The organism is Microbulbifer sp. S227A, from assembly GCF_049800935.1.
The window spans coordinates 24,832-38,363 of the sequence record NZ_JBNAFZ010000012.1; the positions used below are offsets into that span (position 1 = coordinate 24,832).

At 63.6% G+C, this 13,532-nt stretch carries 11 protein-coding genes; 9 read left to right on the forward strand and 2 right to left on the reverse strand.

The window, feature by feature from the left end; genetic code table 11:
- Nucleotides 1–16: 16 nt before the first annotated feature.
- Genes tsaE through trxA form a run of 6 tightly spaced genes read left to right on the forward strand, consistent with a single transcriptional unit; the run spans nt 17 to nt 8,840 of the window.
- Nucleotides 17–496, forward strand: coding sequence for a tRNA (adenosine(37)-N6)-threonylcarbamoyltransferase complex ATPase subunit type 1 TsaE (gene tsaE / locus ACP15R_RS21830; protein ID WP_424988192.1), 480 nt, complete (start codon nt 17–19; stop codon nt 494–496).
- A complete protein-coding gene (locus ACP15R_RS21835) occupies nt 489–1,487 on the forward strand; it encodes an aminoglycoside phosphotransferase family protein (protein ID WP_424988193.1) in 999 nt (332 codons plus the stop codon). Before tsaE ends, ACP15R_RS21835 begins: the two co-directional genes overlap by 8 nt.
- On the forward strand, nt 1,484–2,176 hold the full coding sequence (locus tag ACP15R_RS21840; RefSeq protein WP_424988194.1) for a nucleotidyltransferase family protein: 693 nt from the start codon (nt 1,484–1,486) through the stop codon (nt 2,174–2,176). The genes ACP15R_RS21835 and ACP15R_RS21840 overlap by 4 nt, the downstream gene beginning before the upstream one ends.
- Nucleotides 2,169–5,102: a double-strand break repair protein AddB gene (addB, locus tag ACP15R_RS21845; RefSeq protein WP_424988195.1), complete on the forward strand. Its 2,934-nt coding sequence runs from the start codon at nt 2,169–2,171 to the stop codon at nt 5,100–5,102. The genes ACP15R_RS21840 and addB overlap by 8 nt, the downstream gene beginning before the upstream one ends.
- Nucleotides 5,099–8,482: a double-strand break repair helicase AddA gene (gene addA, locus ACP15R_RS21850; RefSeq protein ID WP_424988196.1), complete on the forward strand. Its 3,384-nt coding sequence runs from the start codon at nt 5,099–5,101 to the stop codon at nt 8,480–8,482. The genes addB and addA overlap by 4 nt, the downstream gene beginning before the upstream one ends.
- Nucleotides 8,483–8,519: 37 nt before the next feature.
- The gene (trxA, locus tag ACP15R_RS21855) at nt 8,520–8,840 is read left to right on the forward strand and encodes a thioredoxin (RefSeq protein ID WP_424988197.1); all 321 of its coding nucleotides are present in this window, start codon (nt 8,520–8,522) and stop codon (nt 8,838–8,840) included.
- Between the two features lie 165 nt (nt 8,841–9,005).
- Here the strand turns inward: trxA and ACP15R_RS21860 are convergent, their stop codons facing one another.
- A complete protein-coding gene (locus tag ACP15R_RS21860; protein ID WP_424988198.1) occupies nt 9,006–9,197 on the reverse strand; it encodes a DUF1127 domain-containing protein in 192 nt (63 codons plus the stop codon).
- Nucleotides 9,198–9,451: 254 nt separating this feature from the next.
- Here ACP15R_RS21860 and hslV point away from each other — a divergent pair, with 254 nt between their 5' ends.
- The 3 genes from hslV (at nt 9,452) to ACP15R_RS21875 (ending at nt 12,904) form a co-directional block, all read left to right on the forward strand.
- A complete protein-coding gene (hslV, locus tag ACP15R_RS21865; protein WP_424988199.1) occupies nt 9,452–10,009 on the forward strand; it encodes an ATP-dependent protease subunit HslV in 558 nt (185 codons plus the stop codon).
- Between the two features lie 188 nt (nt 10,010–10,197).
- On the forward strand, nt 10,198–11,505 hold the full coding sequence (hslU, locus tag ACP15R_RS21870) for an ATP-dependent protease ATPase subunit HslU (RefSeq protein ID WP_424988200.1): 1,308 nt from the start codon (nt 10,198–10,200) through the stop codon (nt 11,503–11,505).
- Nucleotides 11,506–11,677: 172 nt separating this feature from the next.
- Entirely contained in the window at nt 11,678–12,904 is a 1,227-nt protein-coding gene (locus ACP15R_RS21875; RefSeq protein ID WP_424988201.1) for an MFS transporter, read from the forward strand.
- Here the strand turns inward: ACP15R_RS21875 and ACP15R_RS21880 are convergent.
- A complete protein-coding gene (locus ACP15R_RS21880; protein WP_424988202.1) occupies nt 12,901–13,458 on the reverse strand; it encodes a Smr/MutS family protein in 558 nt (185 codons plus the stop codon). The two genes, ACP15R_RS21875 and ACP15R_RS21880, sit on opposite strands and share 4 nt — an antisense overlap.
- Nucleotides 13,459–13,532: the final 74 nt, after the last annotated feature.

Consider the following 13,532-nt stretch of genomic DNA (forward strand, 5'->3'; position numbering starts at 1 on the left):
CCTGCATTGTGGCGCAATGACCGTCACGCAAAAAGAAATCCTGTTGCAAAGCCCGCAAGACACCGCGCAATTCGCCGCGCGGATCGGCCGGTTGCTGGTGCCGGGCGACTGCCTGCTGCTCGCCGGGCCGATTGGTGCGGGCAAGACCCATTTCGCCCGCCACCTGATCCAGTCGTTGCAGGATTTTCCCGAGGATGTGCCCTCTCCGACCTTCACGCTGGTGCAGACCTATGACACCATCGCGGGCGAGCTCTGGCACGCCGATCTGTACCGCCTGAGCGCGCTGGATGAAATTGAAGAGCTTGGCCTCGCCGAAGCATTCGAAACCGCGATCTGTCTTGTCGAATGGCCCGACCGGCTGGGCGAGCTCGCGCCGGGTTCGGCGTTGCAATTGACCTTGGCAACCGATCCGTCATCTGAAAGCAAGCGGCTGTTGACCTGTTCGTGGTCAGACGCCAAATGGGCCGCAAAACTGGAGCAAAGCGAAAATGCCTGACCGCGACGCACGCGCCACGGCCTTTCTGGCCGGGACGGATTGGGCCGGTGCCACGCGCGGCCCCCTGGCCGGCGACGCCTCGAACCGCCGATACGAACGGTTGCGCCACCCGGAAACCGGGGACACCGCAGTGCTGATGGATGCGCCGCCTGAAAAAGGCGAAGATGTCCGCCCCTTCCTGCGGATCGCAAGGCATCTTTGCGACATCGGCCTGAGCGCGCCCCGCATTCTTACCCAGGACGTGGAGCACGGGTTTCTGCTGATCGAGGATTTGGGCGATGATCTCTATGCCAGGGTCGTGCGCGCCACGCCGGATCGCGAAACCATGTTGTACGAGGCGGCAATTGATGTCCTGCTAACCCTGCACCGGGCCCCCCTGCCCGCGCTGGACCCATATGACGCGCGGGTGATGACCGACCTGGCGACGCTGGCCTATTCGAAATACCGAGACGGCATTGTCGGCAATCCGGATGGCCAGGACAGGTTCCAAACCCTGTTCCTTGACATTTGCGCCGCGCACGCCACCGCCGACCCGGTCCTGATTCAGCGCGACTACCACGCGGAAAACCTGCTCTGGCTTCCCGACCGGCAGGGCGCGGCGCGGGTTGGGTTGCTCGACTTTCAGGATGCAATGGCCGGGCACCCCGCCTATGATCTCGTGTCGTTGCTGCAGGATGCCCGCCGGGATGTATCCCCCGGACTGCAAGAGGCCATGATCGCCCGCTATCTTGCCGGATCAAAAGACGATCCAACCCGGTTCCGCGCCGCCTATGCCGTGCTTGGCGCGCAACGTAACCTGCGGATTCTAGGTGTTTTTGCGCGGCTTGGCCGCGAATATGGCAAACCGCATTACATCGATCTGATCCCCCGGGTCTGGGCGCATCTGATGCAGGATCTTGACCATCCGGCACTGGCGCCGGTCGCCGATGTCCTGCGCGAAACGCTGCCCGCACCAACCCCGGACAATTTGCAGAGCCTCAGACCCACATGACCTCCCGACCCGACGCCGTGATGCTGTTTGCCGCCGGGTTCGGAACCCGGATGGCGCCGCTGACCGACCATTGCCCCAAACCGTTGATTCCCGTGGCGGGAAAGCCGCTGATCGATCACGCATTGGATTTGACCCGGGCGATAGACCCGGCGCGGATTGTTGCGAATACCCATTACCTGCCCGACCAGATGGCCGATCACCTGCAACCGCTTGGCATCACGATTTCGCCTGAACAGCCCGATATTCTCGACACTGGCGGCGGGCTTCGCGCCGCGCTGCCAATGCTGGGCGATGGGCCGGTCTTTACCATGAATACCGATGCGATCTGGGCCGGGCCAAATCCGCTGAACCTCTTGCAAGACGCCTGGGATCCCGAACGGATGGACGGCCTGTTGGCTTGTGTGCCCGTCGCACAAACGGTTGGCCGTGACGGCGACGGGGACTTTAATGTTGATGACGCCGGGCGGATCACCCGGGGCAAGGCGCTCGTCTATGGCGGGGCGCAGATCCTCAGGACAGAGGGGCTGCTTCACTATCCGGAACCGGCCTTTTCGCTGAACCGGCTGTGGGATGACATGCTCGGCAGGGGCAGGCTCTTTGCGCTGGCCTATCCCGGCCGCTGGTGCGACGTGGGGCACCCGGCGGGGATCGCGCTCGCCGAAGACATGCTCGGACAATGCGATGTTTGACCCATCCGACAAACCCCGTGTCTTTGCGTTGCCCCCGGGTGTCGATTTCCCGGCCGAGTTGGTCTCGGGCGCAATTGCGCGCTGCGACAATCATGACCCCGCATCCCTCGCACGGGTTCAACTCGTTGTAAACACACAACGAATGGTGCGGCGGATGCGGGATATTTTCGATGCCGGCCCGGCCCGCCTGCTGCCCAAAGTGTCATTGCTGACCGAAATCGCGGCCCACGCCGCGACCCTGCCCCCGAGCACATCGTCGCTGCGCAGGCGGCTGGAGCTGGCACAGCTGGTCAGCCGGCTTCTGGATCAGCAACCCGATCTCGCGGCACGCTCATCGATCTTTGCCCTCGCCGACAGTCTTGCGGAACTGATGGATGAGCTTCAGGGCGAAGGTGTGCCCACCAGCGCCATCGGCGAGCTTGATGTCAGCGACATGTCGAGCCATTGGGCCCGCGCCCAACAATTCTTTGCCATCGCCGACCAATATCTCGCCGCTCAGGGCGGGCTGACGATGGATCCGCAAGCCCGCCAGCGGCATCTGGTCAAGGCACTGATAGAACAGTGGAAAATTTCGCCGCCGCAAACACCGGTCATCCTGGCCGGGTCAACCGGGTCGCGGGGCACGACGGCGCTCTTGATGGAGGCGGTTGCGCGTCTGCCGCAAGGGGCTGTGGTGTTGCCCGGCTATGATTTCGACCAACCCGATGCGGTCTGGTCGCGGCTTGACAGGTCGCTTGAATCCGAGGACCACCCGCAATACCGGTTTCGCCACCTGATGCGCATGCTTGAAATCACGCCCGGCGACATCCTGCCCTGGACCGATGTAACATCCCCGTCACCGGATCGTAACCGATTGATTTCACTGGCGCTTCGCCCTGCCCCGGTCACGGATGCCTGGTTGACCGAAGGCCCTGATCTGAGCGATCTGGCGGGGGCAACCGCGGATGTGACGCTGGTTCAAGCGCCGGAACCACGGGCCGAGGCGCTGGCGATTGCCCTGCGCTTGCGACAGGCCGCGGAAACCGGGCAGACCGCCGCGCTGATCACCCCGGACCGGATGCTGAGCCGCCAGGTCGCCGCGGCGCTTGACCGCTGGAAAATCCGCCCGGATGACAGCGCCGGCCTGCCCCTGCAATTGTCGCCGCCGGGGCGATTTCTGCGCCATGTTGCCGGGTTGTTCGCCAAGCCGCTGAACGGCGAAACCCTGCTGACACTGCTCAAGCACCCCCTGTGCCACGGCGAGGCTGGTCGCGGCGAGCATTTGCTCCATAGCCGCGATCTCGAACTGTACCTGCGCCGCAACGGGCCGCCCTTTCCAACCGCCGCATCCCTCGCCGCGATCTGTGAAATGCAACGCAACACGCCCCCGGCGGAATGGATCGACTGGCTGACCACCTGTTTTCCGGATCAGGAGATTGCCGGCGTCCGCCCGCTGGCCGTATGGACGGAACGGCTGCGCGGCCTCGCCGAAGCCATCGCACGCGGCGGCACCGGAACCGGCAGCGGTGCGCTCTGGACCGGGTTCGCGGGGGCCGAGGCGCTGGATGTTCTGACCGCGCTTGAAGCCGAGGCCGGGCATGGCGGCGATATGACAGCCCGCGAATTTGCCGATCTGCTGGGCTCGTTGCTGACTGGCGGCGAAGTTCGCGACCCCAATGCCCCGCATGAGGGCATCATGATCTGGGGCACGCTCGAGGCCCGGGTGCAGGGCGCGGAGCTGCTCATCCTGGGCGGGTTGAACGAAGGCAGCTGGCCCGAAGCGCCAAACCCCGATCCCTGGCTGAACCGCAAAATGCGTCACGATGCCGGGCTGTTGCTGCCCGAGCGGCGGATTGGGCTGTCGGCGCATGATTTTCAACAGGCAGCCTGCGCGCCCGAGGTCTGGCTCACACGATCCTTGCGCTCGGATGATGCGGAAACCGTGCCGTCCCGCTGGTTGAACCGGGTGCTGAACCTGTTGAACGGATTGCCGGATCAGGGCGGGACCCAGGCCGTGGAGGGCATGATCGAACGCGGTCGCACCTGGCTTGACTGGGCCGACGCGCTGGATCATGCGCGCCGTGTCGAGCCCGCGAAACGCCCGTCGCCCCGCCCGCCGGCCATTTCGCGGCCCGCGCGCCTGTCGGTCACCGAGATCAAGACCCTGATCCGCGATCCCTATGCGATCTATGCCAAGCACGTGCTGCGCCTGCGCCCGCTTGATCCCTTGCTCAAGGAACCCGACGCCCTGCTGCGCGGCAATTCCATTCACGACTTTCTTGAGACCTTTATCAAACACACGGCGGAACACCCCGATGATCTGACCCGGGATGTCTTCCTGCGCCTTGCCGAGGCTCAGCTTGTGGCGGATGTGTCATGGCCCGCCGCAAGGCGGTTGTGGCTCGCCCGTCTGGCGCGGACGGTTGACAGCTTCCTGACCGAGGAACGGGCGCGCCGGGATATTGCCTGGCCCAACAAGTTCGAGGCCGGGCTGGAACACCCACTTGCGGATCTGGGCTTTACCCTGACCGGCCGCGCCGACCGGATCGACATGGACGACACCGGCGCGTTGCATATCTATGACTACAAGACCGGCGCGCCGCCCACCAAGAGCCAGCAGGCCAGGTTCGACAAGCAACTGCTGATCGAGGCGGCGATTGCCCAGGAGGGCGGGTTTACCGATCTAGCCCCGGCCCACGTATCCCAAGCGGTGTTCCTGCGGGTCGGCGGCCCCGGTGCCAATGTGCCCGCGCCGCTGGCCGAGGAACCCGGGACCAAGGTGTTGGCCGACCTGCGCGAGCTGATCGCCGCCTATCAATCCGAAACCCAGGGCTTCACCGCCCGCCGGATGCTGGAAAAAGACACCGATATTGGCCAGTTCGACCACCTCGCCCGGTTCGGCGAATGGGACAGATCGGACAGCCCGGTTCCCGAGGATCTGTCATGACCCCGCGCGATGATGCCACCGAACGCCAGGTTCAGGCCGCGCGCCCGGATGCCTCGACATGGCTGGCGGCAAATGCCGGATCGGGCAAGACCCGCGTTCTGACCGACCGCGTGGCGCGGTTGTTGCTGGATGACGTGCGCCCCGAACACATCCTATGCCTGACCTATACCAAGGCCGCGGCGAGCGAGATGCAGAACCGGCTGTTCCGGCGGCTGGGCGACTGGGCGATGCGCAGCAACGCCGAGCTGTCCGCAACGCTGGAGGAACTCGGGGTCGCGCGCTCGGTTTCGTCGCAGCAACTGGCCCATGCGCGCACCCTGTTTGCGCGCGCCATCGAAACCCCCGGCGGGTTGAAAATCCAGACCATTCACTCGTTCTGCGCCTCGCTGCTGCGACGGTTCCCGCTGGAGGCCGGGGTCAGCCCGCAATTCGCCGAGATGGAAGACCGCGCCGCCGAGCTGTTGCAGGCCGAGATTGTCGAGGATTTCGCCGACGGGCCACAGGCGCGGCTGGTGGACGGGGTCGCGCGGCACCTGAACGACACCGCCTTTGACGGGCTGACCCGCGCGCTGGTGCAACGGCGTGATGCGTTCGAGCAACCGGTTGACCAGGATGAATTGTGGCGCAGGCTGGACCTGCCGCCGGGCTATGACGAATCCCGCCTGCATGACGATGTGTTCCTGGGCAGCGAGACCGAATTGCTGGCCCGGTTGCGCGATATCGTGCGCAGCGGCAGCAAATCCGAACAGAATCTGGCGGCCAAGCTCTCCGCGATTGTCAAACCGGACCTGGCCGATCTGCCGGTGCTGGAATCGGCGTTTTTGACCGGAAAGAATGCCAACGAACCCTTTACCGCCAAGATCGGCTCGGTTCCGACCAAGGCCACGCAGGCCGATCACCCCGAACTCATGCAGGAGCTCGAAGCCTTCATGCTGCGCATCGAAGCGGCACGCCGCTTGCGGCTGGGTCTGGCCTGTGCGCGAAAATCGCTTGCGCTGCATGAATTTGCCACCGCGTTCCTGCCCGAATATGCCCGGCGCAAACAGCTGCGCGGCTGGCTGGATTTCGACGATCTGATCCTCAAGGCACGGCAATTGCTGCATGATCCGGCGGTGGCGCAATGGGTGCTGTACCGGCTTGATGGCGGGATCGACCACATCCTTGTGGACGAGGCGCAGGATACCAGCCCCGTGCAATGGGACGTGATCGAACGGCTGGCGCAGGAATTCACCAGCGGCCAGGGCGCGCGCGCCGACAAGCTGCGCACGATCTTTGTCGTCGGTGACAAGAAACAGTCGATCTATTCCTTTCAGGGCGCGGATCCCGACGAATTCGACCGAATGCAGGCCGAGTTCGGCCAGCGTCTTGACGGGGCCGGTGACGGTCTGCAAAACCTGACGCTCGACTATTCGTTCCGCTCGTCCGACGCGATCCTGCGTCTGGTGGATATCGTGTTTGCCGGGCACGGGGATGCCGGGTTTCGATCCGACTCGCTTCACCGGGCGTTCAAATCCGAACTGCCGGGCCGGGTCGATCTCTGGCCGGTGGTTGAAAAGGTTGAGAACGATGATGACCGGGTCTGGACCGATCCCATCGACCGGCCCAGCCCGCGACATCACAACCTGATCCTGGCCCAGCAGATCGCCACATCGATCCAGAAAATGATCGCAGATGGCGAAACCATTCCGATTGACGGCGACGCACCGGGAACGTTCCGGCGCAGACGGGTGCAGGCCGGCGATTTCCTGATCCTGGTTCAGCGCCGCTCGGACCTGTTTGCCGAGATCATCCGCGCCTGCAAGACGGTGGGCCTGCCAATTGCCGGGGCCGACCGGCTCAAGGTCGGGGCAGAGCTTGCGGTCAAGGATCTTGCGGCGCTTCTGGGTTTTCTGGCCACACCCGAAGACAGCCTGTCGCTGGCGACGGCGCTGCGCTCGCCGCTGTTCGGATGGAGCGAGCAGCAGATTTTCGATCTCGCCCATCGCCGGGAAACCCAGTACCTCTGGACCGCCCTGCGGCAACGCAGTGACGAATTTCCCGAGACCATGACCATCCTGAACGATCTGCGTGGCCAGACCGATTTCCTGCGCCCATACGACCTGATCGAACGGATCCTCACGCGCCATGGCGGGCGGCGCAAGCTGTTAGCGCGGCTTGGTTCCGAAGCCGAAGACGGCATCAACGCCCTGCTGTCGCAGGCGCTGTCCTATGAACGTGCCGACATTCCGAGCCTGACCGGTTTCCTTGTCTGGATGGAAACCGACGATCTTGAAATCAAGCGGCAGATGGGCAGCGCCGGCAACATGGTTCGGGTGATGACTGTGCATGGGGCCAAGGGGCTCGAGGCACCCATCGTGATCCTGCCCGATACCGGGCAACGGCGGCCGCCACGCGCCGGCGAGATCATGCAGATCGACGATCTGCCGGTCTGGCGGATGAATGCGGACGAAATGCCCGACGCCATGGCCGCGGCCCACGCACAGGCCCAGCAAAAACAGCTGAACGAACGGCTCAGGTTGTTATATGTGGCTCTGACACGGGCGGAAAAGTGGCTGATCGTCGCCGCCGCCGGTGATCTGGGCAAGGCTGGCGACTCTTGGTACCAGCTGGTCGAAACCGCCCTGACCGAGGCAGGGGCGACCCCGTGCGACTTTGAAAACGGTCCGGGCTTGCGCCTGGAGCATCGCGACTGGAACGGTTCAGAGCTGCACACGTTGTCGCAAACCACACGCGAAACCGTCGCCGCGCCGCAGATGTTCAAGACCGCCGCGCCGCCGCCCGTTGCCCGCAAACGATCGCTCAGCCCGTCGGACCTCGGCGGGGCCAAGGCGCTGCCCGGTGACTCGGGTCTTGACGAAGAGGCGGCCAAACTGCGCGGCACGCGGATCCACCTGCTGCTTGAACATCTGCCCGATGTGCCACGGGGTGAATGGGCCGGGGCGGCCCGGGGGTTCCTGCCGGATCTCGATCATGACGAATGCATGTCGCTGCTGGCGGAAACCCGCGCCGTGCTGTTGCACCCGGACCTGGCCGGAATTTTCGCCGCCAACACGCTGGCCGAAGTTGCGGTCACCGCCGACCTCAACGGCCAGAGGTTTCACGGCAAGATCGACCGCCTGATCGTGGAAGGCGACACCGTGCGCGCAATTGATTTCAAATCCAACGCGACGGTTCCGGATGCGCCCCATGCCTGTCCCGAAGGGTTTCTGCGCCAGATGGGAGCCTATGCCGCCATGTTGCGCCGGGTTTACCCGGATCACCGCATTGAAACCGCGATCCTCTGGACTCGCACCGCGACACTTATGTGGTTTCCACACGATCTTGTGTCTGACGCTCTGGCACGTGCACCCTCCCTTGACGATGGCCGCGCGCATTCTTAGGTTCCTGCCAACCCCGCAATGATCCAGGAGCCTGATCATGTCCACCGTTGCCGTTACGGACGCCACCTTTGACGCTGAAGTCAAGAATTCCGATATTCCCGTCGTCGTCGACTTCTGGGCCGAATGGTGCGGCCCCTGTAAACAGATCGGCCCGGCGCTCGAAGAGCTTTCCGCCGAATATGAAGGCCGCATCAAGGTTGCCAAGGTCGATGTCGACAGCAACCCGAACTCGGCCGCCGCAATGGGCGTGCGCGGCATCCCGGCGCTGTTCATCTTCAAGGATGGCCAGGTCGTGTCGAACATGGCCGGCGCCAAACCCAAGGCCGCGCTGCAAAGCTGGATTGATGAATCGATCTGATCGCAGCCTGCGATACCGGATTTCAGGGCGTCCCGGCGGGGCGCCCTTTCTTTTTGCGGATCGTCAACCGCAAACCCGAAACCCCGTATCCCATGCCCTGAAAACATGAAAGCCGCCCAAAACTGGGCGGCTGTTTCTCGGGATCGGTTGGGAGATGCCTGGCTCTCAGAGCGCTTCGACATACTCGCGGGTCAGACCGATATCATTCAGCTGGTGCTCGGAAAGACGCGACAGAGCCTTGCGGGTGATCCGCGCTTCGCGGCGGGCCTTCAGTTCTGCGGTCAGAGCATAAAAGAGATTGACCACGCGGAGGATTGTGACTGCTCCGTGTGGCGCTTCGTGTTGTACTGTCGTCATCGTTTTGCGCCTATCAAGATTGAAACAGCCGACTCCATGTCGGTTGCAGGGCGTACATAATCAGCCGCCAAATTAAGCACAAATGACGTTTTTGCATTCCCGACCTGCGCGGATTGCATGATGCACACGGTTTGCGGGACAAAACCTGCCGAATTTCTGGTCACATCCGGCTTGAACCGCTTGTGCCTTGGGGGGTAGTGCGCTTGAAATCGACGGCAAAACGCCCAGATTGGCGTCGCACACAGGAGACACACATGGCAGATGAGCAATTCCCCGGCTGGCACGGGACAACAATCGTCGGCGTGAAAAAAGGCGGCGACGTGGTGATTGCCGGTGACGGGCAGGTGTCGCTTGGACAGACCGTGATCAAGGGCTCCGCCCGCAAGGTACGCCGCCTGTCGCCCGGCGGGTTTGACGTGGTGGCCGGATTTGCCGGATCCACGGCGGATGCGTTTACCTTGCTGGAGCGGCTGGAAAAGAAGCTCGAAGCCACCCCCGGCCAACTGGCGCGCGCCAGTGTCGAGCTGGCCAAGGACTGGCGCACTGACAAATATCTGCAAAAGCTCGAAGCGATGCTGATCGTGACCGATGGCAAGGATATGCTGGTGATAACCGGGGCGGGCGACGTTCTGGAGCCCGAACATGATGTCGCGGCCATTGGATCAGGGGGCAATTTCGCCCTGGCGGCAGCACGGGCCATGATGGACAGCGACAAATCCGCGGAAGAGGTTGCCCGCCGTGCTATGGCGATCGCGTCCGATATCTGTGTCTATACCAACGGCAACCTGACGGTCGAAACCATCACTGCCTGAGCCGCTGCCGAAATCCGTCAACCGGGGCCGCGCAGAATGGCCCGGGCCCCGGATTGACGGGCAAAAGAAATTGCAATGGCGGAACGGCGTTGTTAACCAACGCTGCCAATCAAACAGGTTTGGTTGATTTGCCTGCCCCGGTGACTACCTAATTCGGGTCTGAACCCGACGATCGAAAGGACCGCCCCTTGACCGACCTCACCCCGCGCGAAATCGTCAGCGAACTGGACCGGTTCATCATCGGTCAAAAGGATGCCAAGCGCGCGGTTGCCGTTGCGCTGCGCAACCGGTGGCGGCGCAAGCAATTGCCCGAGAACCTGCGCGACGAAGTCTATCCCAAGAACATCCTGATGATCGGACCCACCGGCGTCGGCAAAACCGAGATCAGCCGCCGCCTGGCCAAACTGGCCCGTGCGCCGTTTATCAAGGTCGAGGCCACCAAGTTCACCGAGGTCGGTTACGTGGGGCGCGACGTCGAGCAGATCGTACGCGATCTGGTGGACAGCGCGATTGCCCAGACCCGCGAATTCATGCGCGAAGATGTCAAGGCAAATGCCCACAAGGCCGCCGAGGAACGGGTGATCACCGCGATTGCCGGCGAGGATGCCCGCGAGGGCACGCGCGACATGTTCCGCAAGAAACTCAAGGCTGGCGAGTTGGACGACACGGTGATCGAACTTGATATCGCGGACAGTTCAAACCCCATGTCGATGTTCGAGGTTCCCGGCCAGCCCGGCGGCAACATGGGCATGATGAATCTGGGGGACATGTTCGGCAAGGCCTTTGGCGGGCGCACCGTGCGCCGCAAGATGACCGTGGCCGACAGCTATGAGGTTCTGATCGGTGAAGAGGCCGACAAGCTGCTGGATGATGAAACCGTGACCCGCGCGGCGCTGGATTCTGTTGAACAGAACGGCATCGTGTTCCTTGACGAAATCGACAAGGTCTGTGCCCGGCAAGAGGCCCGCGGTGGCGATGTCAGCCGGGAAGGGGTGCAGCGCGACCTGCTGCCGCTGATCGAAGGCACGACGGTCAGCACCAAACACGGCCCGGTCAAGACCGACCATATCCTGTTCATCGCCTCGGGCGCGTTTCACATTGCCAAGCCCAGCGACCTGTTGCCGGAACTTCAGGGCCGTTTGCCGATCCGGGTGGAATTGCGCGCCCTCACCGAAGAGGATTTCGTGCGCATCCTGACCGAAACCGACAATGCGTTGACGCTGCAATATACTGCGCTGATGGGCACCGAGCAGGTCGAGGTCAGCTTTACCCCCGACGGCATCGCGGCGCTTGCCAAGATCGCCGCCGATGTGAACCAGGCGGTCGAGAATATCGGGGCGCGGCGGCTGTACACCGTGATGGAACGGGTGTTCGAAGAGCTGTCCTTTACCGCGCCGGACCGGTCGGGCGATGCAATTGTCGTCGATGCGAGGTTTGTCGAAGACAATCTCGGGGCGCTGTCGCGCTCTACCGATGTCAGCCAGTATGTACTCTAACCCACGGGTTAGAGCCACATATGCCGGGATCTGAGGCTCGGATTCGGGCCTTTGCGCGCCCGTCCGCCGTGGCCATGGCTTGGCCAGCTCAGGCGCGCGGTATCAAAACCGGTCCTTGTCCGCGAAACGGATCGCCAAGTTAGCGCTTGCCTAACCGCCGGCGCGCGGGCAAATGCGAAACATGACCTTGCCCGGCTTTCTGCACCGCAACGCGCCCTGGCTCGCCGCTGGCGGGCTGTTGACGTTTCTATCAAGCTTTGGCCAGACGTTTTTCATCTCGATCTTTGCCGGCGAAATCCGCGCCGAATTCGGGCTGGGCCACGGGCATTGGGGCGGGATCTATTCGCTGGGAACCGCGATTTCGGCGGTTGTGATGATCTGGGCCGGGGGGTTGACCGACCTGTTTCGAGTCAGGGTGCTGGGGCCAATGGTGCTGGTTGGGCTGGCCTTGGCCTGCGTGGCGATGGCGCTGAACCACACGGTCTGGCTGCTGCCGGTCATCATCTTTTCGCTGCGCCTGTTCGGACAGGGGATGTGCAGCCACCTGGCCGTGGTGGCAATGGCGCGTTGGTTTCAGGCGACCCGTGGGCGCGCGCTGTCGATCGCGACGCTGGGTTTCGCGGTGGGCGAGGCGACGCTGCCGATCATATTCGTGGCGCTGATGGCCCGGACCGACTGGCATTTGCTGTGGCTGATCGCTGCGGGGACCTGCCTGATCGGGGTGCCGGTATTGATGCGCCTTCTGGGACAGGAGTGCACACCGCAAAGCATGGCCGAGGAAAGCTCGGCCACCGGCATGCAGGGCAGGCACTGGACCCGGCGCGAGACGCTGTTGCACCCGCTGTTCTGGATGATGGTGCCCGCGATGCTGGGGCCTGCCGCGTTCAACACGGCTTTCTTTTTCCACCAGGTGCATTTCGCCGAGATCAAGGGTTGGGACCATGTCGAACTTGTCGCGTTTTTCCCGATCTATACGCTGATCGGGATCGGGGCGATGGTGGCTTCGGGCTGGGCGCTTGACCGGTGGGGGACCGCGCGGCTGATGCCGTTCTATCAATTGCCGATGGTCGTCAGCTTTGTCGCCTTTTCCCTGGCCGGTGGTCCGGTGGGGGCGCTGGTGGGGTTCCTGTTCCTTGCCCTGACGACGGGGTCGAACTCGACCCTGCCCAACGCGTTCTGGGCGGAATTCTATGGAACGGCGCATATCGGGGCAATCAAGGCGATGGCCGCCGCCGTCATGGTCTTTGGATCGGCCATCGGGCCGGGGATCACCGGGCTGCTGATCGATTTCGGTATCGGGCTGGAACGGCAATTCATCGGGATCGCGATCTATTTCCTGTTTACGACCTTGATGTCCTGCCTGGGGATCCGCCGCGCCAAACAGGATTTGGCCGGCTAGCGCGCCCGGCGCAGATAGACGTAAAACGCGCCTTCGCCACCATGGCTGATATGGGCGCGTTCCACTTGCAACACCGCCTGCGCCAATGGCGGCATCCCCAGCCAGAGCGGCACGTTGCGCCGCAGGATACCGCGCGGCACCGGGATCGGGCCATTGTCGCGTGTCACCTTGCCCTTGCCGGTGATCACCAGAACCAGCCGGCGCCCCGATGCCTGGGACGACAGGATGAACCGGGTCAGAACCGGATGGGCGCGATCAAGCGTCATGCCATGCAGGTCGATCCGGCCCTCTGGGGCCAGCTTGCCGCGCTTCATGCGACCATAGGCCTTGCGATCCATCTGCACCGATTGCGGGCGCAGGCTCAGCGTCGGGCTGGGCGGGGCCGCCGGGCTGGGGCGCGGCACCTGCGGCGGCTCTTGTGGCGCCGGGGTCCGGTTGGGTTTCGGCTTGGGCAGAGGTCGGGCAGGGGTGCCCTTGGGCTGCAACCGCTCTGTGCGCTCGGCGACACGATGCCAGAGATCGATTTCTTCGTCTGTCAGCCTGCGGCGCACCATCAGCGGAGTCCGGCCATCGGGGATGGAACCGGGTCATGACGGCAGGCATGTGGCATCGAAACTGCTCCGCGATC